The following is a 22,601-nucleotide window of genomic DNA, read 5'->3' as shown; positions in this document are numbered from 1 at the left end:
AACGTTCGTGCAGAAAATGAAACACATCCTGAATCGAACGGACAGGACCTCACATGGACCCCAACTCCGACTCCTCCGGTCTCGTCGTCCCGGTCGTAACCCGCGCCGGCTTCGAGCCCGACCTGACCGGGCAGAGCGAGGGCGCCACCCGGATCAGTGGCGTCAGCATCCAGCACACGCCCGCGACCAAGCTCTGGTTCGGCAAGGTGCACAACCTCGCCGGCTTCCGCTCCGTCCCCCACCACCACGGCGAGGCCGAGACCGGCGGCTACGTGCTGTCGGGACGGGCCCGGATCTACTTCGGCGAGAAGTTCGAGGACTACCTCGACATGGCCGAGGGCGACTGGGTCTTCGTGCCCCCGTTCATGCCGCACGTCGAGTGCAACCTCGACCGCAACCACCCGCTGACCTGGATGACCACCCGCACCCCGGACAACATCGTGGTCAACCTCCCCCAGGTCGACGACGCCGACCTCCGCGACTGGGCTGATCGGCCATGACCGCCGGCTCGCAGACGTTCACGGACGCCGTCACCCTCAAGGAGTGCGAGGCGGAGGTCTTCGACCTCGCCTTCACCGCGACCACCCAGCCGTGCCCGTGGCCGAAGGCGTACGGCGGTGACATGGTGGCCCAGGCGCTGGTCGCCGCTTCCAGGAGCGTGACCGACGGCAAGGCGATGCACTCGATGCACTCCTATTTCATGCGGCCCGTCGACATCGGCGCCGAGGTCCGCTACGAGGTCGAGGTGCTGCGCGACGGCCGCGGCTACAGCACCCGCCAGGTCCGCGGCTTCCAGAACGGCAAGCCCGTCTACGTGTGCATGGCGAGCTTCGCTGCCGGTGAGCCGAGCGGCAGCTTCCAGGCCGCGATGCCGGCCGGCACCCCCGGTCCCGAGACGTTGCCGACGTCCGCGGCCTACCTGGCGGACCGCGCCGGCGGCACCATGACCGAGACCTCCAAGGCGTACTGGTCCGGCGGGCGCAGCTTCGACATGCGACACGTTCCGGGGCCGGTCTACCTGACTGTCGAGGGCGAGCGGTCGCCGCACCAGGCCATCTGGGTGAAGCCGTACGACGCCCTCCGCCCTGTCGAGGGGCTGACCGACCGGCAGCGCGACGCCGCGGCCCTTGCCTATGTCTGCGACTACACGATCCTGGAGCCGGCCCTGCGGGTGCTCGGCCTGGCCTGGGCCGACGAAGGCCTGGTGACCGCCAGCCTCGACCACGCTATGTGGTTCCACCGGCCCGTCGAGATGGACGACTGGCTGCTCTACGCACAGGAGGCCGTGTCCGTCGAGGACGGCCGTGGCACCGGCCTCGGCCGCTTCTTCACCACCGACGGCGTACTGGTCGCAACCGTCGTCCAAGAAGGCATGATCCGTGCCGCCGGGGCCTCGTCATGAGCACCTTGGGCACGTCCGGCTACGCCGACACGTTCGCCCGCGACCACCTGCCGCCGGCGGAGCAGTGGCCGACGCTGGAGTTCACCACGCCGCTCCTGGACTACCCCGAGCGCCTCAACGCCGCGACCGAGCTGATCGACGCGACCGTGGCGGCGCACGGTCCGGACCGTCCCGCCCTCCGCACCCCCGACGGCACGGTGTGGACGTACGGCGAGCTGCTCGTCCGCGCGAACCAGATCGCCCACGTGCTGGTCGACGATCTCGGCCTCGTCAGCGGCAACCGGGTGCTGCTGCGCTCCCCGAACAACCCGTGGACGGTCGCGGCCTGGCTCGGCGTACTCAAGGCCGGGGGCATCGTGGTGACGACCATGGCCGCACTCCGGGCGACCGAGCTCGGGCCGATCGTCGCGAAGACCCGGCCCGCGGTCGCGCTCGTCGACCACCGGTTCGTCGAGGACGTCCACGCGGTCCGTGACACCGTCGCGCCCGACCTCACCGTGGTCGCCTACGGCGGCGACGCCGAGGACGACCTGGCCCGCCGGATCCTGGCCAAGCCAAGCGACTTCGCCGCGGTCGACACCGCGGCCGACGACGTCGCGCTGTTCGGGCCGACCTCGGGGACGACCGGCGTCCCGAAGATCACCACCCACTTCCACCGCGACATCCTCTCGATCGACAACACCTTCGGCCGGGCGACCCTGCGGCTGGAGCCGAGCGACGTCGTGGCGTGCACGGCACCGTTCGCGTTCACGTTCGGGCTCGGCATGCTGGTCGTCTTCACGCTGCGGACCGGGGCCTGTGCCCTGCTCACCGAGGCCGCCTCGCCGGTCCAGCTCGCCGAGCTGATCGCGGAGCACGGCGTCACCGCGCTCGCGACCGCCCCGACGGCATACAAGCAGATCCTCAAGTCCGACGTGATCGAGCAGCTCAAGGGACTGCGCGTCGCCGTCACCGCGGGCGAGCACATGCCCCGGGCGACCTGGGAGGAGCTCGAGCGCGAGCTGGAGCTGCGGGTCATCGACGGCATCGGCGCCACCGAGATGCTGCACATCTTCATCTCGGCGGCCGGCGACGAGATCCGGCCCGGGGCGACCGGCAAGCCGGTTCCGGGCTACCGCGCCGCCATCCTGGACGCCGAGGGCAACGAGGTCGGACCGGGCGTCGAGGGGCGGCTCGCGGTGATCGGTCCGGTCGGCTGCCGCTACCTCGACGACGAGCGCCAGCGCGGCTACATCGTGAACGGCTGGAACGTCACCGGTGACACCTTCGTCCGCGACGAGGACGGCTACTACTGGTATCGCTCGCGCACCGACAACATGATCGTCTCCTCGGGCTACAACATCGCCGGACCCGAGGTCGAGGAGGCCCTGGGCACCCACCCGGATGTCGTCGAGGCGGGCGTGGTCGGCGGACCCGATCCTGACCGAGGCGCCATCGTCTGCGCGTTCGTCGTGCTCCGCGAGGGCGTCGACGGCGACGCCGCGAAGGCTTCGGAGATCCAGCAGTACGTCAAGGGCCGGCTGGCGCCGTACAAGTACCCGCGCGACGTCCGTTTCGTCGCGTCCCTGCCTCGCAACACCAGCGGCAAGCTGCAGCACTTCAAGCTGCGCCAGATCGTCGAGTCGGAGAGCGGGACATGAGGATCGCGATCGTCGGGGGTGGGCCCGGCGGGCTCTACTTCGCCACGCTGATGAAGACCCTCGACCCGAGCCACGAGATCACGGTCTGGGAGCGCAACGCCCCCGACGACACGTTCGGCTTCGGCGTCGTCTTCTCCGACGAGACACTCGGCAGCATCGAGGGTGCCGACCAGGTCGTGCACGACCGGATGGAGGAGCTGTTCGCGCGCTGGACCGACATCGACGTGGCTATGACCGACCGGCAGGGTCAGAGCCATCAGTTCACCGTCGGCGGGCAGGGCTTTGCCGCGATGTCACGCAAGGACCTGCTGCAGATCCTGCAGGAACGCGTCGCCGAGCTGGGCGTGACCGTCCACTTCCGGACCGCTGCTCCCGACCCCGACGAGCTGCGCGCTTCGTACGACCTGGTGCTGGCCGCGGACGGCGTCAACTCGGCCGTCCGAACCAAGTACGCCGACCGGTTCGGGCCCAGCCTGGACCGCCGCCGGAACAAGTACATCTGGTTCGGCACCGACCTGGTCTTCGAGGCGTTCCAGTTCTTCGTCAAGCAGACCGAGTTCGGCACGATGCAGATCCACGGCTACCCGTTCTCCGACCGCGGCTCGACGTTCATCGTGGAGATGCACGAGGACGTGTGGCGCCGCGCCGGGCTCGACGCGACCGAGCACGAGACCTTCGCCCCAGGCGTCTCCGACGAGCACGCCGTCGGCCGGATCGCGAAGATCTTTGCCGACGAGCTCCGCGGGCACGCGATCCTGACCAACAACTCGAAGTGGATCAGCTTCCAGACCGTCCAGAACGGGCGCTGGTACGACGGCAACGTCGTGCTCCTCGGCGATGCCGCCCACACCGCTCACTTCTCGATCGGCTCAGGCACCAAGCTGGCCATGGAGGACGCCCTTGCCCTAGCCGCGTGTCTCCACGAGCACGCCTCCCTCGACGAGGCGCTCGAGGCGTACCAGACCGAGCGGAAGCCGGTGGTGGAGTCGACCCAGCGGGCGGCCCAGGCGTCGCTGGAGTGGTTCGAGAACATCGAGATGTATGCCGACCAGGACCCCGCGCAGTTCGTCTTCAACCTGCTGACCCGCTCGCGCCGGATCACCTTCGAGAACCTCAGGGAACGCGACGCCGACTTCGCGCGCCTGATGGAGGCGGAGTTCGCGCGCCACCAAGGCGCCCGGGAAGTGGCGCCGGCGATGTTCCAGCCCGTCCGGATCGGCGAGCTGGAGCTGAAGAACCGGGTCATGCTCTCGCCGATGGACATGTACTCCGCGACCGACGGCGTCCCGGACGAGTTCCACCTGGTCCACCTCGGCTCCAAGGCGCTCGGCGGCGCCGGGCTGGTGATGACCGAGATGACCTGCGTGTCTCCCGAGGCCCGGATCACGCTCGGCTGCCCGGGCATCTGGACCGACGAGCAGCGCGACCGCTGGCGCCGGGTGACCGACTTCGTGCACGACCACTCCACCGCCAAGATCGGCATGCAGCTGGGCCACTCCGGTCGCAAGGGCTCGACGAAGCTGATGTGGGACGGCATGGACGAGCCGCTCGACGACGGCAATTGGGAGGTCATCGGCCCGTCCCCGCTCCCCTACGGCGCGGGCTGCCACGTCCCGCGCGAGGCGAACCGCGCCGACCTGGACGGGGTCGTCGCCGACTTCGTCGCGGCGGCACGGCGTGCCGTCGACGCGGGCTTCGACCTCATCGAGCTCCACGCCGCCCACGGCTACCTGCTCAGTTCCTTCCTCTCCCCCGTCGCCAACCGTCGCGACGACGAGTACGGCGGGCCGCTGGCCAACCGGCTCCGCTTCCCCCTGGAGGTCTTCGACGCGGTCCGTTCCGCGGTGCCGGCTCCGATCCCGGTGACCGTGCGGATCTCGGCCACCGACTGGATGCCCGACGGCAACACCGACGACGACGCGGTCGAGATCGCCCGGGCGTTCGTCGAGCACGGCGCGGCCGCGATCGATGTCTCGTCGGGCCAGGTGAGCAAGGACGAGAAGCCCGCCTTCGGACGCTCGTACCAGACCCCGTTCGCCGACAAGATCCGCCACCTCGTCGCCGAGCCGGCCGGGGTGAAGGTGATCGCGGTGGGCGCCATCTCGTCGTACGACGACGTCAACTCGATCCTGCTCGCCGGCCGTGCCGACATCTGCGCGCTCGGCCGCACCCACCTGTTCGATCCGAGCTGGACGCTGCACGCCGCTGTCGAGCAGGGCTACGACGGTGAGGCGGCCGGCTGGCCGGTCCAGTGGGCGGCCGGGCGGCGCAAGCCACCGACGTCGCGCACCGACAAGATTCCTCCTCGGCTGCAGCTGCTGAGGACCGGCGAGACCGACCAGGTCCACCTGCGGTGGGCCCCCGGGAAGCCGACGGAGGATCCGGCAGAATGCCGCAGGTGACGAAGGCGGAGGCTGCCCCGACAGCACAGCAGAACCGACGATCGCGCACCACCGTGGTGACGTTCCTCGGCGCCGTCGTGCGACCGCTCGGCGATTGGATGCCGATCGCCGGCGCGATCGACCTGTTGGCCCAGGTCGGGCTGGACGGACCGAGCGTGCGCACCGCCGTGCACCGCCTGAAGCGGAACGGCTGGCTCGACTCGGAGACCCGCGACGGCACCCGCGGGTACGGGCTCACGTCCGTTGCCCGATCCACGCTCGCCGCCGGCGATGAGGTGATCTGGCATGCGCGCAAGCCCGCCGACCTGGCCGACGGCTGGTGCATCGTGCACTTCGGCGTACCCGAGTCGATGCGCGCCAAGCGACACCAGCTGCGTGCCCACCTCTCTCACCTGGGCTTCGGCAACGTCGGCACCGCGCTGTGGATCGCGCCCGCGCGGATGCGCGACGCGGCCGAACGAGCGGTGACCGAGCTCGGGCTCGAGTCCTATGCCGCGATCTTCGTCGGCGGCTACCACGGCACCCAGGACCTCACCGAGCTGCTCTACAGCAGCTGGGACCTCGAGGCGATCGACCAGAGCTACCGCGACTTCTCCACGGCCCACACCGCTCTCGCCGCCCGGCTCGAGGACGCCACTCCGTCGGGCCAGGACGCCTTCGTGACCTACCTCGGCGTCGTCGGCCAATGGCGCAAGCTCCCCTTCCGCGACCCGGGCCTCCCCCACGACGTCCTCGCCCCGAACTGGAGCGCGCCCGCCGCGGTCGCCCTGTTCGAGCGCCTGGTCGAAGCCCTCGAGAAGCCCGCGCTCGCGCATGCGAGCGCTCATTGGCCAGGAACGACCTGACGAGTGAGGACGTGCTCAGCGTGCGTCGCGCGCACCTTGGCGACGGGCGCCCTGCGCACGAGAGGACGCGTCACGCTTGAGGCCTCCGGTCGTCCGCGTGGAGTCCCGCCGCACGCTGGGCACAGGGGTGCCCCCGTCGTTCACGGGAGTTTCACGAGGTGGCCCTGCGCTGGTGGCGGCTCGCGCCGCGGCGATCCGTTCAGCCCGCAGCTCCTGCGAGGCCTTCCTCGCCGCAGCGCTGACCTGACGACTGACCTGCGCCAACACGGACTCGAAGACCTCTACCTTGGCCCTAGCGCGCTGGTTCTGGTCGTAGGCCTTACCGCGTCCGCCGACGGTCTCCACCGCGGCGCTGGCACCGCGGCGGTAGACCTTCAGGTGCTTGCTGCGCTCGCGTCTCACCCGCTCATGCAGCTCGAGCAGCTGGTCCTCGTCGAGCTCGCGCAGGGCAGCAGGGTCCGCCTCACGGACGAGAGCTGCTTCCTTCTCGGTCAGGGAATTCAGCAACGCCTTGTTCACAGGACCCTCCGGTGTCTTCGCCGACGGCTGCGCCGCCCCCGGTTGATGCACACGGCGCACGCCCATGCTACGCCCGGCGCAGCGCCCCGGTCTGGTGTTCAGAACCCGCCCCGGGGCACACCTCGAGGCGTGCAGTTCTCAGAGGAGGCCGAGGCCGGTGGCGTGGCGGCGTACCGCATCGCTGTCGGCGACGAGCACGAGCGGCACCTCATCGCCCATGGTGCTCCACACGCGCTCGACCCGGCCGTCGTGAGGATCGAGCCGCACCTCGCGGATGTAGACCGCGAGGATCCGCCCGGGATGGCGACGCACGGTGTCGGCGTACGTTTCCGGATCGTGCTCACCCGAGTCGCCCAGGAGGACGAACGGAAGGCCGGGGTGGAGCGCGAGGACCTCGTCGATGCGCCGGGTCTTGGACTCCCGGCCGTCGGCACCGCCGAGCAGGTCGCGCAGCAGCAGTGGGCCTCGGGGGAAGTCGCGGTGGCGCACGAAGGCGTCCAGGAACGCATGCAGGTTCCACGGGCTGGAGGAGATGTAGAAGACCGGGTTCGCGCGGGCGGCAAGGTCGCGGTAGAGCTCTGGCGCGCCAGGGAACGGCGTACGCGTGAGCGCCGACCCTGTGAGGGTCTGACGCACCATCCGCCCGACGCGCTGCACACCGGTCTCGAGGATCGTGTCGTCGATGTCGGAGATCACGCCGAACTGCGCTTCGCCGGCGGGAACCCGGACCTCCATCGTGGCGCGGTAGTCGCCGACCAGGCCGCGGTACTCGCCGGCCAGCTCGACGGCGCCGCGGGTCCACGGCGTTTCCAGCGCCTCCGGGTCGGGCTGAAGTCGCGCCACGAAGTAGCCCTCGTCATCGGTGACCACATCCACCGCGGCATCACCCACGGTGACCCGCAGCGGCACACCCGGCAGCTCGTCGGTCAGGAAGTGGCGGACCGTGCGGCGTACGGCGGCCCTCACGCCCTCGCCCTCCACAGCCTCCGACGGCGGTGGATCGTCGACGACCCGGCCGCGTACGACGACCCCCTCGACACTCCCGTGCCCGCCGTAGCACTTGATCCGAAAGTCCGCCGGCACCCGCGAGCCCGCTCGGCGGAGTCTCGCCGCGTCCCACGCGCGCTCCAACCCGAGCATCCATCGACGTGCCGACATGGCCACAGCCTAGGGGCCCCACCCTGTCGTCAGGAGCTGGGAATGCGGAAGGTCAGAGTGGCGACAGGATTCTCGAACCGGCTCCGCCGCATGCCGACCTGGACCTCCACGCGGCCGGCGGCCGGGATCACGACATCGGCCGTGCAGGTGCCGGCACCGGCCCTGGTGACCGGCACCGTCCCGAGATCCAGGTCGTCGGACCGGATGCTGACGGTGGGCAGTCGGGCAAGCGCCACGGGCGCTCCGGCGGAGTCCTGGATCCGGAACCGGATCGTGTTTCGACCCCGGACTCCGGGAGTCATCGTGGCCCGCACCTCGAGGTCGCCCAGCGCAGCCGTCTGGACGCCGGACCGTCCCTCCGCCGCGGACGCGGGCGCCGCTCTCGGTGACTTGTTGACCAGGAACCCGGTCAGCAGCAGGACGACCACGAGGAGCGCCGCCTCGATCCGCACCGTGCCGCTGATGCGTGACGCGGGACTCTTCCGGCCCGGGCGTCGTTTGGCAGCGCGGACCCCGGGCAGGAGCACGAACCGGTTCCAGCCGGCGACGGCGGTCACGATCAGGACCACGGCGACCTTGACCAGCAGGATCCGGCCGTACGTACTGCCGACGAGGTTCTCCCAGGAGGCCAGGATCCGCCAGGCCAGCACCAGGCCGGTGCCGGCCAGCGCCACCAGCACTCCGGCGGCGGCCATGGAAAACCTGGCGAGCGTCTGCGCCGCGTCGTCCTCCCGCCCAGCGAGCGCGGGAAGAGTCAGCGCGATGCCGACCAGGCCGCCGAGCCAGACACTGCCGGCGAGCACGTGCAGGATGTCGGTGCCGACGACGAGGGGCTCGGGCGAGAACGCGCGGGTGTGGCCGGTGAGTGCGGGGGCGATGACGACCAGCGCGACGCCGGACAGCGCGAACCAGCGCGTACGACGGTCAGTCGCGGCGCCGACGTTCTGGCCGAGCAGCGTGAAGCCCACGGCAAGCAGCACGAGCGCGGCCATCGCGGACGGGGAGCCCGCCAACCAGGTGTCCCTGTCGGCGACCCGGCCGAGACCGAGCCCCTGCTGGTGGATGACCGTGAGCGGGATGGTCAGCGCGGTCGCCACCAGAGCGACGACGGCCGAAGTCTTGGCCAGCCCCTGGATGCGGGCCCGCGAGCGCCCCGCCGCGATGGTCCTGGGCAGCAGCATGCTGGCGAACACCGTGATCCCGGCCGCGAGGAACAGACCGAGGTAGCCGACACCCTGCACCGCGCTGAGGGTCGCGGAAACCTTCGGGGACTCGGCATCCGCGGGCTCGGGGGCGGCGACCGTCACGCTCGGCCGACCGATCGAGAAGGAGAGCGAGCCGGCGATCGGGTGGCCGTCGCCCGAGACGGCCCGCCAGGTCACGACGTACGTCCCGCTCGCCATCCGGTCCGGAAGATCCACCGTGACGACGGTGTCCTGTGACGTGGCCGAGGCGGCCACGTTGTCGCCCTCGGCGTCGAACACCTTGACACCCTGGTCGGGCAACGAGACCGCCTCGTCGAAGACGAACACGGCCTTCGCCGGCGCGGCCGCCAGTACGGCGCCCTCGGCGGGGTTGCTGCGGACCAGCGTGGCGTGAGCCACCGCCGGGCCGGCGGTCCCGACCGCGAGCAGTACGCACCCGGCGACGGCGATGACGAGCCGGATGACCTGGTTCACACGCGCCTGCGTACCCGCACCAACGCGGCGCCGCCGGCGATCAGCCCCAGCAGGCCTACACCCAGGCCGACCCCGCCGAGCGCGTTCGAGCTCACCCCGGCGGTCTCGGTCTCGCCGGACTCGACGGAGTCCGCACCGTGCGCATCCGCGCCCTCGGCGGCGGTGATGGTCACCGCGGGAGCGGGGTGCTCCAGCTCCTCGGGATCCTGGCTCCCGGTGGGCACCTCGACCCAGGCGGTCTCGCCCTTCTCACAGGTCTGGATCGTGGGGAAGGCGAGGGTCGCGCCTTCCTCCTCGGGCAGCTTCAGCGACAGCTCGAAGGCGTCCCGATAGCCCTCGGGGAGCGGCGACCTGGCCTGATAGACGATCGTCCCGTCCCGCTCGGTGACCTTGTTGCCATGGGCATCGGTCAGCGGCTCGTCGAGCTTCGCCTTCGTCTTGGTGACGGTCCAGAGCGGGTTGCGGGTCGGCGTGACCGAGAGGATCTGCTCGGGCACCTGGATCTCCACCTTCGTGGTGGCAGAGCCGTCGCAGCCGTGCGGCACGCTGACGGTCAGCAGGGTGTAGGCGCCCGCGGCGGTCTCGGTCGGGGTGACGGACACGTGGGCGCCGGCCGGATCGGCGAGGGCGAGCAGGACGATTCCAAGCGTGGCCGGGGCTACGAAGAGCCGCGCGGCAGTATGTCGAGCAGTCATGTCAGGTCCTTGGGATCGGATTCAGCTGGGGCGGGTACGGGCTGGGGTCGTGAGGCCATCAGCAGCAGGCAGAACACGACGACTGCGACGGAGGCCCCCGCCACCAGGAGGAGTGGGCTGAGGGTTGCCGCCGGCGAGGCTGCCGGGGCGGCCGTGGGCGCCGGGGTGACAGCCGGGCTCGACGGGGCGGCTGGCTGAACGCTCTGCTTTCCCTTCGCGGCCGGGGCGGTCGGGCTCGGCGTGGTGCGGGGAGCCGGGGCCGCGGGTGCGGTCTGCTGCGGCGCGGTCGTCGGGGCTGCCGCGGGCGGCTGTGCAGGATCGGGCTGCGCCTTCGGCGGCGCCGGTGGTGGCGCCACGGCCTTGGCCGACACCGCCCCGCGCATGTCCGGGTGGACGCTGCACGTGTAGCCGTAGCTTCCCGCGGTCGTGAAGGTGTGGCTCCAGCTCTCGCCCTTGGCCAGCATCGGCGAGCGGAAGGACACCGGGCCCCTGGTGACCACGACGTCGTGCTCGGCGGTGTCCATGTTGGTCCAGGTGACGGTGTCGCCCTGAGCGATGCTGAGCGAGGCTGGGCTGTAGGCGTAGTTGTGGATCATGACCGCGTGGCTCGCCGCCTCAGCAGGTGCCGCGGGTAGCAGGACCGCGCCCAGCGCCAGGAGCAGCCCGGCGATTCTGGGCATGACGGTTCCAAGGGTTGATGCCATGAGATGTCCTCCGACTCTTGGTCGATCGGGCGATACTGGGAGGCGCGGTGGTCCGGCCGACTGCGACTCGGCCGGACCACCGCGCCTTGTGATCGCCCTAGCAGGAGCTGGTGTCGGCGCCCACGAGCGGCTTGATCATGTTCTCGATCAGCACGGTGTGCGTCTTGACGTACTGGTCCACGGCCAGCACATCGACCACCTGCTGACCGGGCGACGCCTCCAGGTGCGCGGCGTACACGTGCTGCAGGAACGTGGTGAGAGCCGCGTCGCTACCGGCCACCAGTGGTTTGATCATGTTCGCGATCAGCACCGTGTGCGCCAGGACGTACTTGTCGAGGTCGAGAATGTCGGTGACCTGCTGGCCCGGCGACGTCTCCAGGTGCGCGGCGTACACGTGCTGAAGGAACGTGTCGACAGCAGCCTGCAGACCTCCGCAGGTGTCCGACGGGGGCATCGGGTGGCCCGGCGTCGGGGTCGGTGTGGGTTCCGGAGTGGGGGTGGGCTCCGGCGTGGGAGTCGGGGACGGCGTCGGGTCGGGGTCGCTCCCGCCGCCGCTCACCGTGACGCTTGCCTTCATGTCGGGATGGACGGCGCAGTAGTACTCGTACGTCCCCGGCTTGGTGAAGGTGTAGGTGAACGTGTCGCCCTTCTGCATGGTCCCGGAGTCGAACTTCTCCGGCCCGCTGGTCACGGTCACGGTGTGCGGAGCCTCGTCCATGTTGGTCCAGGTGACCGTGTCGCCCACGGCCACGTCGAGGGACGCCGGCGAGTAGGTGTAGTTGTGGATCATCACCTCGACCGTCTTGGCTGCCGCCTGGTCCGACCCTGCAGCGGCAGGCGCCGCCGCGGGGGCTGCCGCTCCGGGTGCCGCGACCGGCATCGCGGCAGGTACGGCGGCGGGTGCGGCGGCCGGGAGGGCGCCGGGCTGCACTGCCGGTGCGGCAGCGTTGGGTACGGTGCTCGCCGCGGGCGCCGGTCCGGATGTCCCGGCCTCGAGGCCGGCGATGGAGAGAACCGCCGCCAGGACACCCAGGATCACGATCGGGGCCAGCCACCACCTCCCCTGGGCGGCGGGCGGGCCTGACTCGGTTGTCGAACTGTTCGGTTGCTGGCTCATCGAGCCACTCCTTCGGGTTGGTGAACTCCCGGTCCGCTCGGCCGACTGCGACTCGGCGAGATCCCCGGGCTTGGTTGTCGTACGCCCTGCTGTGCCCTATGGCTCAGCAGGAGCTGGTGTCGCTGCCGGCGAGCGGCTTGAGCATGTTCTCGATCAGGACCGTGTGCGCCAGGACGTACTGATCCACGGCCGCCGCGTCGGCGACCTGCTGACCGGGCGACGTCTCCAGGTGCGCGGCGTACACGTGCTGCAGGAAGGTGCCGAGCGCGGCGTCGCTACCGGAGACGAGGGGCTTGAGCATGTTCTCGATCAGGACCGTGTGCGCCAGGACGTACTGGTCCACGGCCAGCGCATCGGTGACCTGCTGACCGGGCGACGTCTCGAGATGCGCCGCGTTCAGGTGCACCAGGAACGCGTCAACGGCCGCCTGCAGGCCTCCGCACGCGTCGGCCGAGGGCGACATCGGGTGCCCCTCGGTCGCCTGCTCCGGCGCGCCTTCCGGCGCCTTCGCCGCCGGCTGAGCGGCCGGCTGGTTGACCTGCGCCTTCGGCTGGGTCACCGGTACGGCCGGCGCGACCACTGGGGGCGCCACCGGAGCCTGGAGCACCGCGGTAGGCGAGGTCACCTGGCTCGTGTCGCTGAGAGCACTGTCCGCTGGAGAAACGGGGGCGGGCGACGTACCGGTCAAGGCTGTCGTCGGCGACAGCCCGAACACGAGAAGGGCTGCGCCGCCGCCGGCGATCGTGGCGAACCACGCGATACCGTGACGTCTCGAGCGCCTTGCTCGCGGGGTACGGCTGGGTGGAGAGGGACTCATCAGGTTGTTCCTTTCTGGGTTGGATTCACACACCGGGACTTGACGTGACCAGCACGCCGGCCGCGCCAAGAACTGAGACGACGAGAACGGTTTCGGCAGCGACGGACACCACGAACGACCGGGTGGCGGTAGGTCGGCGCGACTCGACCACCGCCCTCGCCAGACGCCTGTCCACCCAGTGCTTGCTCTTCATCGCCGCGAGCATCACCAGGACGAACAGCGCCAGCTTGAGCATCAGCACTCGGGAGTAGTCCGTCGCCCAGAAGCCATCCACCGACGCCACGATCTGCCAGAGCAGGATCGCTCCGGAGACCACGATGGTCAGGACCGAGAGAGCCGCGACCTTCGAGAACTTCGGCACCACCACCTCCAGCTCGGCGAGCCGGCGTCTCGGGAGGAGACAGAGCGTGAGCATGGTGAGGCCGCCCACCCAGGCGCTGACCGCACTCAGGTGAAGGAAGCCGGCGACGATCCCCCACAGTGGTTCGTCCGTCTGGGTGGCATGGGCGTTCATGCCGGCCGTACGGACCAGGCCGGCGGCGACGAAGATCGCACCGACCCGCCAGGCCAGCCCGCTGACGGCTCGCTCGCCGCCCTGGACCAGTGCGACGACGACCACCGCGGCGAGCAGCCACAGGAGGATCATGGCCGCGTCCGCGCGACCGAAGTCCTCGGTCAACGCCTGGCGGAGGGTCGTGGCTCCGAAGGCACGCCACAGCACCACCACCATCGCGTTGACCGCGGCGACGATGCCCGACACCACCGCGATCACCAGCAGTCCGTGCGTACGTCGCTCGCGGGCGCCGGCCGGCCACAAGACCGAGATGAACAGCAGGCCACCGATGAACAGCGCCAGGGCCAGGTAGCCCAGAACGCGCGAGGACGCGGCCAGCCAGCCGATGGCTCGCGGCTCCTCGGGCAGGGCGTTCGGCTCTTTCGGCGCGGGCGTCTCGGCCCCGTCGACGCTCACCTCGATCCGGCCGGAGGTCGCCTGGGCGGGCAGCTTCGTCACCGTCGCTCCGTCGACGGGCGTGGATCTCTCCAGCTCGGCGTGGGCCTCGGCGGGAGACACCATCATGATGATCAGTACGACGGCAGCGACCACCGCGGCGAGGCAACCTCTGCTGCGCGACCCCCTCATCGGTCCGACTCCGCACCCTCGTCAACCCTGGCCTCCGCGCCACAGCAGGACGGCCCGACCAGCGTGCCGACGGTGCAGTCGATCAGGCCGCCGGCCAGCTCGTCCACCACTGAGCCGAGGATCGCCGACAGGAAGGTCGTCGCAGCCTCGGTCACCGGCTCTACGACCGGTACGCCCTCGAGCACTCCCGGCGCGCAGCTGGGCGTCGGGTCGTCGGGCGTCGGCTCCGGTGGGTGCGGGCTGTGCGGACTGTCCGGATCAGCCGGGGCCGACGGCGGAGCCGGGTTGGCCGGCTGGCTCGGCGCGGACGGCAGTGACGAAGCAGGAGGGGCGACGGGCATCGGCGCCATCGGCGGCATCGGCGCGACGGGCACGGGAGCCGGGGCGGCAGGCGGTGCGCCGGCCTCCGGAGCCTGCTCCGGCACGGGAGCTGCCGGGGCCGAAGGGGCCACCGGCGGCTGGGCAGCGACCGCATCGGAACTCTTGATCCCGAGACCCGCGGCGTACCCCACGATCACGACGGCGGCGCCGGCCAGGGCTGCCGCCACGGCGGCATCACGACGATCGACTGTTCCCGAGAAACCCACGGCGGCGTCCCTTTCGCGGTGCTGGCTGATGCACGGGATCGCGCCGTTGCGACCGAAGAGCGGAGTCTTCTGATTCAGGGCCCCGGTCGACGGGTGCCTCTGAGAGGAGTTCGGCAATGCAGGGCTTTCTCAGCCCGTTGCTCCTCCATATTGGCGAGACTGATCGACCTGACAACCACAGCAGCGTTAACTTGCGGCGTTCCTAGGTCTCACAACCTCACAGCCAACGCGGGGCCACATCGAACGACGTTCGGGAAAGGCCCGCGCGGAACCCACTATACATAAACCGGGGGCGGTATCGGCCCCGTGAACGGTTCAGACCTTGGGATTCCGGTCGACGGCAGGAAGGCGCCAGGGCCGAGTCGGGATCCGGCGACCGCGCGTGGAGCGAGCTGACTCCGCGCCCGACATCCTGCCGACGCTGCGGTGATGGGTCGGCCGTCGATCGTCCTGGCTGGTGGCAGTCATCTCGGAGAAGTAGACGATGCCGGCGAACTGTTCGGTGAGCGATGGCGCATCGGGGACGGCGTCGGGGCTCTTCGGGCGGCCGATCGCGGAAGCGTTGTCGCGGCCACAGAACTCTTCAGCGGTGACCTCGGTTTCCATAGGGCTACTCCTTGCGCGTGGGGGGTGGCTCATCAGGATGAAAGCGGGCCGCGAGCGCCTTGATGCGGCGCTCCAGCTCGGCGTAGGCGGTGTCGAAGGCCTCGGGTCCCTTGTCCACCGGGTCGGGGATCGACCAGTGCAGCTCGCCGGGGACCTTCGGCGTCTCGTGGGCGCGGTCGCACACGGTGACCACCAGATCGTCCGGGTCGAGCACGTCCTCGACCCGCCGAGGCTCGACGATGGGGAGTTCCAGCTCCCGGCGGGTCGCGACGTCGATCGTTCCCGGGTTGATCTGGTCGGCGGGATGGGTGCCCGCCGAGGCAGCCGGGATCGGGCTGACCTGTCGCCACAGCGCGGCGGCCAGGTGTGAGCGTGCGGTGTTGCCGGTGCACACGAACAGGACACGCCTGGGCACCGCCACGGGGGACGCGGTGCCCAGGCTCTCGAGCGCATCCTGCTCGAGGTGCAGGTACGTACGCCTCCCGTCGCCCTCGGAATGATGACGGGACACGACACCTGCGCTCACCAACGTCTGCACGTGGTGAGCAAACAAGTTCGACGAGACATTGAGCATCCCGGCGAGCTCTGTGGGGGAGGCATCACTGATCTGGAGGCTGTCGACAATCCGAAGTCGCACCGGATCACCGAGCGCTGCGTGCATCGTGGCTCGGCGTTCCAGTTCGACCTGTCGCTCAGTATCCATTGAGTCAATGGTTACTGAGCAATGCTCGTAGAGTCAAGAGATCGGCGGTGAATACCGATCAACTGACCAGCATCACGCCCCCATCAGGAGGCGGCGTCGCGGACCAGGGCGGTGTCCACGAACTGCTCGAACCGGACGATCCGGCCGCCGCGCACGATGAAATGATGTGCCACCCGGACCGCCAGCGGCTTGTCGGTCACCCGGTGCCTGGCCGTGTAACGGGCGAGGACCACGACGTTCTCCCCTTCGCTGACGTAGGTGTCGTCGTGAGCTGTCCAGTCCGACCAGTCGGCGGCGAGTCGCTCCATCACGTTCGCCGTGACGCCTTCTGGGGTGCGGTAGGTGCCGGCGAGGGGAAAGCCCGCCATCTCCGTCCACTCGACGTCCGGGGCCAGAGTCGCCCGGAGCGCCTCGAGGTCACCGGCGGCCGAAGCGAGGTACTGGCGGCGTACGACGTCGGCCGGCGTCTGATCCGGGACGCTCTCCGCGGTCAGCCCCATGTCATCTCCCCCTTGGCGACCTTCGTCCCGAGGGCAGCGGCGATCCGCAGCCCGGCGTCGGGGTAGGTGGCCAGAAGCGTGGCCTCTGCCTGCTCGGCGTCGGCGGAGGACGCGACCATCTTCTCGAAGAACTCGAGGTAGTCGCGAGTGTGGGTGATCGCAGTGTGATCGGTGGGCGCACCGGCGGTCCGGTGGCCAGCGACGACGAAGGCCGGCGCCAGGGCCTCGAGATCGTCGAGTACGCGGACCCACTCCCTCCTCAGGTCTGCGGTGGCGCTGTCCGCGGTCCACACGTGCAGGCCCTCGAACAGCAGTACGCCGCCGACGAGCGACCGCGAGCCGGGCTCGAAGAGGTACCACGCACGGTCCCCGAGCTGGTCGCTACCTCGACGAACCTCGATCGTCGTCGCGTCGACGGTCAGGAACGACTCGGACAGCGGCGTGATCTCGACCAGCCGAGTGGGCAGGTTCGACCCCAGGTGTGCCCATGCCTGCAGCTTGCCCTCGAAGCTGTGGGCAATGTGCTCGATCACGTCGGCCGGAGCAACGAAGACCGCATCAGGGAAGCTGTCGGCGATGACCTCGGCGCCGAAGTAGAAGTCCGGGTCACCGGCGGTGATCACCACGGTAGTGAGTCGCTTGCCCGAGTCGAGCACCTCCGCGACGATGCGGTGCCCGTCGGCACGGGTGAACCCGGCATCGACGACGATCGCCTCGGTCTCACCCGTGACCAGCACGCTGGTCTTGTTGAGCGAGCCGTCGGCGGCATCGATGACGGTGTAGCTGAGCGGGGACATGGTGTCTCTTTCCTCTGCTGTCGGAATGGTTGCACTGGTAACGGTAGGCTTCTGAGCACGGTCGATCACGGTGTTCACGGGAAGGTCAATGGTGAGAATGGGACAGACGGCTTCTCGCATCCGCCGCGTCACCTACATTCCTCCCGGCCCGGCGACCGGTGACATCGAGGTCAACACCGTCGGCGGCATCCGCGAGCGGGGCGGTCCTCGCGAGTTCCTCGACTCCCAGCGACTCGAGTTCGACCTCCTGGTCCGGGTGGAGAGCGGGAACGCCGTCCACACCGTCGACTTCACCGACGTCGATCTCGCCACGGGGGACGTCCTGTGGGTGCGCGCCGGTCAGGTCCAGCGGTGGGGCCGGATTGATGACATCGAGGGTCGGGTCGTCATGTTCGCCCCTCATGCGGTGGCCGACCGTACGCGCGACCTGATCCGCGCGAGCGCCGTCCGTGCACGGAACCACTGGCCCGCGGCCGACCTCGACGGTTCCCCGATCGACGCCGCCCTACGGCTGCTCATCGACTGCGCGGAGCACTCCGCCGCCGAGCGGAGCCAGCTTCGACAGGCGTCGCTCGGCCACGCCCTGGCGCTCCTTCTCGCCGAGCTTGCTCTGGTCGAGGGGCGCGGCACCTCCCCGACCGTGCGACCCACCCACGAGGCGTACGGCTGGTTCCGCGACCACATCGAGGACAACTTTCACCACTGGCACCAAGTGAGCCAGTACGCCGACCGGCTGGGCTACTCCGCGCGCACCCTCAACCGGCTCGCCCGGCAGAACACCGGCCTCTCGGCCAAGGAGCTCATCGACGAACGCGTCGTACTCGAGGCCAAGCGACAGCTCAGCCACGGGGACGCCTCGGTGGCCGAGGTCGCCGCGCTCCTCGGCTTCGACGACCCGTCCAACTTCTCGTCCTACTTCCGCAGGCGCACCGGGACGACTCCGGCCGTGTTCAGGTCCGCCAACCGCCGACCGGGTGAGTGAGTGTGCCGTCGACGCCGAACGCGCTCATGCCGTCGCCCCTGCTGCGTGACGTGGGCACGGTGGACGACTTACTTGCTCTAATAGCACCATGGAGGCCGCTCTCGCCCTGGCACGTACCGCCTATGAGCGCCACGCGTGGCGTGAGGCGCATGAGGGCTTCCTGGCACTGCACGAGAGCCTGATCGCCGATGACCTCGAGCGTCTTGGCGTCAGCGCCTACATGGTGGGGAACACTGCCGTCAGCGACGACGCGTGGGCGCGTGCCCACCAGAAGCGGCTCGGCTCCGGCGACGTTTCCGGAGCCGTACGTTGCGCCTTCTGGTTGGCCTTCCGACTCGTCAACGCCTTCGACCGGTCCGAGGGCAACGGCTGGATCGCACGCATCGAACGTCTCACCGAGCCGGGCTCGCCGGACTCGATCGAGGCGGGGCGGCTGGCCTACCTGACGGGACTCCGGGCGGCCTTCGAGAACGACCTTGAAACCGCCGCGAGGGACTTGGCAAGATCCGCGGAGATCGCCTCGTTGCGGCTCGACGACGAGCTCGCGGCCCTGGCCCGCCTCTCGCTGGGTCGGGTGCGGATCTTCCTGGGCGAGATCACGCCCGGCGTCCGACTGCTCGATGAGGCGATGCTCGCCATCCGGTGGGCGGCGATGTCGCCCATCGCCGTCGGCGACAGCTTCTGCACGGCGATCGACGCGTGTTACGACCTCTTCGACGTGCAGCGTGGACAGGCATGGACCAAGGGGCTCACGGACTGGTGCGCCCGACAACCAGACCTCGTACCCTTCGCGGGCGTCTGCCAGGTCCATCGATCGGAGTTCCTCCAGCTCGAAGGGGCTTGGGTCGAGGCGATGACCCAAGCCGGCTTGGCAAGGGCCCGTCTGGAGCAGCCGTTCCGACAGCTGCAGTACGGTGCCGCGGTCTACCAACAAGGTGAGCTGCACCGCCTGCTCGGCCAGTTCGACGCAGCGGAGGTCTGCTATCGGGAGGCGAGCAGTGCCGGGCGAGATCCACAACCTGGGCTGGCGCTGCTGCGCCTGCGCCAGGGCCGTTGTGAGGAGGCGGCCCAGGCCATCGACCGCGCCCTGGCCGAGGCCGAGGACCCCATCGGCCGCTCCTGGCTGCTGGACGCGTACGTGGAGATCATGCTGGCCAATGCCCGGGTGGCTGACGCGGCGTCAGGCGCAGCCCAGCTCGCGGAGGTGGCGTCCGGTCTCTCCTCACCGATGCTCGAGGCGGTTGCCCGACGAGCCAGTGGGGCTGTACGGCTGGCCGAGGACGACCCGAGAGGCGCGTTGGGCGACCTGCGGAAGGCGAGCGACGGTTTCCGCGAGCTGGCCGCGCCCTACGAGGTAGCCAGGTGCGGGGTCCTGATCGGTCGCGCTCGCCGGTCCTTGGGCGACGACGAGGGTGCTCGGCTGGAGACCGATGAAGCGCGGACGACGTTCGATCGTCTCGGCGCCCACCCGGATCTGGTGGCTCTCACTGGCGATCGGCCGACACAGCTCACGGCGCGGGAGCAACAGGTGCTGCGGCTGGTGGCCGCCGGCCACACCAACCGGTCCATCGGTGCCGAGCTCGGCCTGAGCGAGCGCACCATCGACCGGCACATGAGCAACATCTTCACCAAGCTGGGCGTCTCCTCGCGCGCTGCAGCGACAGCGTTGGCCTACCAGTCCGACCTGCTCTGACGGCGGTACCCACATCAGCGCGTCAAGAGTCGTGGGTGACTTCGCCGATGCCGCGATCCGCACGTAGGTCTAACGTCGCGAAAATCGGGAGAAGGCGGACTCGATGCCCACCGGGGCCATCGTCCAGCGATCGTCACCGAAGGAGATCAGCGATGAGCGTTTTCTACAAGATGTCGTACCGAGTCGGCTTCCACCCCTGGGAGGACCTCGCCGATCACAAGCCCTTCTCCGACGCGCTCATGGAGCTGTTCGAGAATGAGGAGCGGGGCAAGGAACCGCCGTACGGCAAGGCCCTGGACCTCGGCTGCGGTCGGGCGACCTGGGGCGTCCCCCTGGCTGAGCGGGGTTGGCAGGTGACCGGTGTCGACAACGTCCCGAAGGCCGTGGCACGCGCGCAGGAGTACACCCGCGAGGCCGGGGTCGGCATGCGCGTCGTGCTCGGCGATGTGACCCACGACCTCGAGTCGGCAGTCGGCTCGGGCTACGACCTGGTGGTCGACACCGGAACGTTCCACGGGCTCACCCCGGAACAGCGGCTGGCGATGGGACGTGAGGTCACTGCCATCACGTCGAATCACGCCACCGTGATCCTCGACTGCTTCTCACCGCGCAACCGTGGCCCGCTGCCTCGAGGATGCACCCGGGGTGACGTCGAGGAAGCATTCGCCGACTGGATGATCACGGACGTCGTCGACGCCGACACTGACCCGGACCCCATCGCCAAGGTCTTCAAGTTCGACGAGGTGTTCTACCGGCTCAGCCGTGCACCACAACCGGGAGATCGATGATCACGACGGCAACCTTCCGGCCCGGGGCTAGCTCGGGCTCAGGGTGCTCAGAGTGGATGCGTACGTCTTGGGGCAGGTGCTGCCCGAGCAGGCGCGATACTTCGCATCGAGTGCCTTCAGATGGGCGACGACCTTGGTGTACCTCCGGTCCCCAGCCAGGTTGCGCGTCTCGTACGGGTCGACAGCGCGGTCGTAGAGGACGGGCACACCGGTCGCGGTGACGGTGACGTAGGTGTAGCGCCCGTACCGGATGCCGCGATACTTGCTGGTCGTCCCGCCCAGGGTCGGCCAGGCAGCAACCGGGATCGGCCGGTAGAGCGTCTTACCCGCCTTCACGCTCGATGCGAGCACCCGGGTGATGTCGACCCCGTCCTGGGCCCGCCCCGGTGTCGCCCGCCCGAGCGCGGCGACGGTGGTGGCGATGTCCGGGTTGCCGACCGCGGAGCCGACCTTGATGTTCTTCGGGATCCCGGGGCCGACCATGATCAGCGGGATCCGCATCGACTGCGAGGACTCCCACAGCTTGCCCAGGCGGTTGTGGTGCCCGGTGGTGTAGCCGTTGTCGCCGGAGAAGATGATGACGGTACGCCGGTACTGCCCGCTGTTCTTCAGGTGGGCGACAGTGCGGGCGACGGCCCGGTCGACCGACTGCGCCGCCTCGATGCGCTGCTGGTAGACGTAGCGCATGACCCGCTTCTGGGCTGCCGTGTAGGGCTTCCCTGCGGTGACCTGGCCCGGCCCGGCGTAGAACATGTCGGGCGTCTTCGGCAGCTCGAGGCCGCTGAAGCGTCCCTTGTCCGCACCCATCGGCCGGGTGTTCTCCAGCCACAGCGAAGGCTGGTTGGGATAGCGCTTCTTCGGGTCACTGGCCTCGACCGGGCCGCCCGCGTGCGGCGCCACGTAGTTGACCCAGAGGAACCACGGCTTCTTGCCACCCACATTGGTCCCGGCGTTCTTGATCATCTTGATCGACCGGCTCTGCAGCGCGACCGAGCTGTAGAGACCAGGACTCTGGATCGTGCCGTTGTTGTTGAACTTCGGACTAAGGAAGTTGTAGGTCGAGGGATCGACCGTCGCCTGCCAGTTATCCCACCCGGGCTCGCCGCTGGAGTAGCGCTCGGATCCCTTGCCGTAGCCGTTGAGGTACTTCCCGAGGAACATCGTCCGATAGCCGGCCTTGTCCATCCATACCGGCAATGTGTTGCGCCGCCCCGTGAAGCCCTTGTAGCCGCCGTTGGTCCCGGAGATCGACCAGTTCTTGTGGTTGTGGGCGTACTTCCCGGTCAACAGGCTCGCCCGCGCCGGCACGCACAACGGCGTCGGCGCCACCGCATCGGTGAACGTCGTCCCCTGCTGCACCAGCAGCCTCTGCACGTTCGGCATGTACTTGATGTCGGTCGCCGCCAGGTCATCGACGTTGATCATCAACACACTCGGCCGCCCCGATTCCAAGCGTCCCGGAAGCGCCGCCGCCTCCGCCGTGGTCGCCGGACCGCAGAACACCGCCACCGTCGACAGGATTGCCGCCGTCGCGATCGACGCCCGCCTCCGCCGTACGCCCACGGGGCCATTCCCAGGCTTCATTGCCCGGCCATTTTCGGGCGCTACACGAGGGCAGGGGTGGTTCAACGAGACTCCAAGCAAAGATCGGACAGCTAGAAAACGCTTCTCCGATCCCGAGCCGGCGAGCAACACGGAACTTTACCCCTGAGGGCATCTTGCCGCAGCCATTCGGGCCCCTGTTGACCGGTTGTACACGTCAGCCAGCGTCGCTAGGCCTTGCCTGGTTCCGCGGGGAACATTCGGTCTCCTGGCGCGGTGTTCTG

General features: G+C 69.5%; 23 protein-coding genes. 9 read left to right on the top strand and 14 right to left on the bottom strand.

Annotation, left to right across the window (positions count from 1 at the left end):
* Window positions 1–53 precede the first annotated feature (53 nt).
* Genes ABTW65_RS20635 through ABTW65_RS20615 form a run of 5 tightly spaced genes read left to right on the top strand, consistent with a single transcriptional unit; the run spans window position 54 to window position 6,289 of the window.
* Window positions 54–500: a cupin domain-containing protein gene (locus ABTW65_RS20635; protein ID WP_350663513.1), complete on the top strand. Its 447-nt coding sequence runs from the start codon at window positions 54–56 to the stop codon at window positions 498–500.
* Entirely contained in the window at window positions 497–1,402 is a 906-nt protein-coding gene (locus ABTW65_RS20630) for an acyl-CoA thioesterase (protein ID WP_350663511.1), read from the top strand. The genes ABTW65_RS20635 and ABTW65_RS20630 overlap by 4 nt, the downstream gene beginning before the upstream one ends.
* Window positions 1,399–3,042, top strand: a complete 1,644-nt coding sequence (locus ABTW65_RS20625; RefSeq protein ID WP_350663510.1) for an AMP-binding protein — start codon at window positions 1,399–1,401, stop codon at window positions 3,040–3,042. The genes ABTW65_RS20630 and ABTW65_RS20625 overlap by 4 nt, the downstream gene beginning before the upstream one ends.
* Window positions 3,039–5,444, top strand: coding sequence for a bifunctional salicylyl-CoA 5-hydroxylase/oxidoreductase (locus tag ABTW65_RS20620; RefSeq protein ID WP_350663507.1), 2,406 nt, complete (start codon window positions 3,039–3,041; stop codon window positions 5,442–5,444). The genes ABTW65_RS20625 and ABTW65_RS20620 overlap by 4 nt, the downstream gene beginning before the upstream one ends.
* Entirely contained in the window at window positions 5,432–6,289 is an 858-nt protein-coding gene (locus ABTW65_RS20615) for a PaaX family transcriptional regulator (protein ID WP_350663505.1), read from the top strand. Before ABTW65_RS20620 ends, ABTW65_RS20615 begins: the two co-directional genes overlap by 13 nt.
* Window positions 6,290–6,304: 15 nt before the next feature.
* Here the strand turns inward: ABTW65_RS20615 and ABTW65_RS20610 are convergent, their stop codons facing one another.
* From ABTW65_RS20610 to ABTW65_RS20560, 11 genes are all read right to left on the bottom strand, one after another.
* Entirely contained in the window at window positions 6,305–6,808 is a 504-nt protein-coding gene (locus ABTW65_RS20610; RefSeq protein WP_350663503.1) for a hypothetical protein, read from the bottom strand.
* Between the two features lie 138 nt (window positions 6,809–6,946).
* Window positions 6,947–7,966 (bottom strand): App1 family protein phosphatidate phosphatase, encoded by a 1,020-nt coding sequence (locus ABTW65_RS20605; protein WP_350663501.1) that lies wholly within the window; start codon window positions 7,964–7,966, stop codon window positions 6,947–6,949.
* 29 nt (window positions 7,967–7,995) lie between these two features.
* A complete protein-coding gene (locus tag ABTW65_RS20600; RefSeq protein ID WP_350663499.1) occupies window positions 7,996–9,645 on the bottom strand; it encodes a copper resistance CopC/CopD family protein in 1,650 nt (549 codons plus the stop codon).
* Window positions 9,642–10,340 carry a YcnI family copper-binding membrane protein gene (locus tag ABTW65_RS20595; protein WP_350663497.1) on the bottom strand — a complete coding sequence of 233 codons (699 nt, stop codon included), beginning with the start codon at window positions 10,338–10,340 and terminating at the stop codon, window positions 9,642–9,644. Before ABTW65_RS20595 ends, ABTW65_RS20600 begins: the two co-directional genes overlap by 4 nt.
* Window positions 10,337–11,020 carry a cupredoxin domain-containing protein gene (locus ABTW65_RS20590; RefSeq protein ID WP_350663495.1) on the bottom strand — a complete coding sequence of 228 codons (684 nt, stop codon included), beginning with the start codon at window positions 11,018–11,020 and terminating at the stop codon, window positions 10,337–10,339. Before ABTW65_RS20590 ends, ABTW65_RS20595 begins: the two co-directional genes overlap by 4 nt.
* Before the next feature lie 121 nt (window positions 11,021–11,141).
* Complete coding sequence (locus ABTW65_RS20585) at window positions 11,142–12,161, bottom strand: cupredoxin domain-containing protein (protein ID WP_350663493.1); 1,020 nt, start codon at window positions 12,159–12,161, stop codon at window positions 11,142–11,144.
* A gap of 103 nt (window positions 12,162–12,264) precedes the next feature.
* A complete protein-coding gene (locus ABTW65_RS20580) occupies window positions 12,265–12,786 on the bottom strand; it encodes a hypothetical protein (protein WP_350663491.1) in 522 nt (173 codons plus the stop codon).
* A 217-nt stretch (window positions 12,787–13,003) separates the two neighbouring features.
* Window positions 13,004–14,083 carry a CopD family protein gene (locus tag ABTW65_RS20575; RefSeq protein ID WP_350663489.1) on the bottom strand — a complete coding sequence of 360 codons (1,080 nt, stop codon included), beginning with the start codon at window positions 14,081–14,083 and terminating at the stop codon, window positions 13,004–13,006.
* A 32-nt stretch (window positions 14,084–14,115) separates the two neighbouring features.
* Window positions 14,116–14,706, bottom strand: a complete 591-nt coding sequence (locus ABTW65_RS20570) for a hypothetical protein (RefSeq protein WP_350663487.1) — start codon at window positions 14,704–14,706, stop codon at window positions 14,116–14,118.
* Between the two features lie 315 nt (window positions 14,707–15,021).
* Window positions 15,022–15,312 (bottom strand): hypothetical protein, encoded by a 291-nt coding sequence (locus tag ABTW65_RS20565; RefSeq protein WP_350663485.1) that lies wholly within the window; start codon window positions 15,310–15,312, stop codon window positions 15,022–15,024.
* A 4-nt stretch (window positions 15,313–15,316) separates the two neighbouring features.
* The gene (locus ABTW65_RS20560) at window positions 15,317–15,823 is read right to left on the bottom strand and encodes an arsenate-mycothiol transferase ArsC (protein WP_350663483.1); all 507 of its coding nucleotides are present in this window, start codon (window positions 15,821–15,823) and stop codon (window positions 15,317–15,319) included.
* 27 nt (window positions 15,824–15,850) lie between these two features.
* Here ABTW65_RS20560 and ABTW65_RS20555 point away from each other — a divergent pair, with 27 nt between their 5' ends.
* Window positions 15,851–16,018: a hypothetical protein gene (locus ABTW65_RS20555; protein WP_350663481.1), complete on the top strand. Its 168-nt coding sequence runs from the start codon at window positions 15,851–15,853 to the stop codon at window positions 16,016–16,018.
* Between the two features lie 80 nt (window positions 16,019–16,098).
* On the opposite strand, the gene ABTW65_RS20550 is transcribed toward ABTW65_RS20555, so the two are convergent.
* A complete protein-coding gene (locus ABTW65_RS20550; protein ID WP_350663479.1) occupies window positions 16,099–16,515 on the bottom strand; it encodes a nuclear transport factor 2 family protein in 417 nt (138 codons plus the stop codon).
* On the bottom strand, window positions 16,506–17,312 hold the full coding sequence (locus ABTW65_RS20545; protein ID WP_350663476.1) for an MBL fold metallo-hydrolase: 807 nt from the start codon (window positions 17,310–17,312) through the stop codon (window positions 16,506–16,508). The genes ABTW65_RS20550 and ABTW65_RS20545 overlap by 10 nt, the downstream gene beginning before the upstream one ends.
* 97 nt (window positions 17,313–17,409) lie before the next feature.
* On the opposite strand from ABTW65_RS20545, the gene ABTW65_RS20540 reads away from it, so the two are divergent.
* From ABTW65_RS20540 to ABTW65_RS20530, 3 genes are all read left to right on the top strand, one after another.
* Entirely contained in the window at window positions 17,410–18,294 is an 885-nt protein-coding gene (locus ABTW65_RS20540) for a helix-turn-helix domain-containing protein (RefSeq protein WP_350663474.1), read from the top strand.
* Window positions 18,295–18,382: 88 nt separating this feature from the next.
* Window positions 18,383–19,987, top strand: coding sequence for a LuxR C-terminal-related transcriptional regulator (locus ABTW65_RS20535; RefSeq protein WP_350663472.1), 1,605 nt, complete (start codon window positions 18,383–18,385; stop codon window positions 19,985–19,987).
* Window positions 19,988–20,139: 152 nt separating this feature from the next.
* Window positions 20,140–20,775 (top strand): class I SAM-dependent methyltransferase, encoded by a 636-nt coding sequence (locus ABTW65_RS20530; RefSeq protein ID WP_350663470.1) that lies wholly within the window; start codon window positions 20,140–20,142, stop codon window positions 20,773–20,775.
* A 27-nt stretch (window positions 20,776–20,802) separates the two neighbouring features.
* On the opposite strand, the gene ABTW65_RS20525 is transcribed toward ABTW65_RS20530, so the two are convergent.
* Window positions 20,803–22,200: a sulfatase-like hydrolase/transferase gene (locus ABTW65_RS20525; protein ID WP_350663469.1), complete on the bottom strand. Its 1,398-nt coding sequence runs from the start codon at window positions 22,198–22,200 to the stop codon at window positions 20,803–20,805.
* Window positions 22,201–22,601 lie beyond the last annotated feature (401 nt).

This window comes from Nocardioides sp. NPDC127503, from assembly GCF_040302165.1.
GTDB lineage: Bacteria > Actinomycetota > Actinomycetes > Propionibacteriales > Nocardioidaceae > Nocardioides.
The sequence above is the reverse complement of the archived record's forward strand: the minus strand, read 5'-3'. Positions and strand labels throughout refer to the sequence as shown.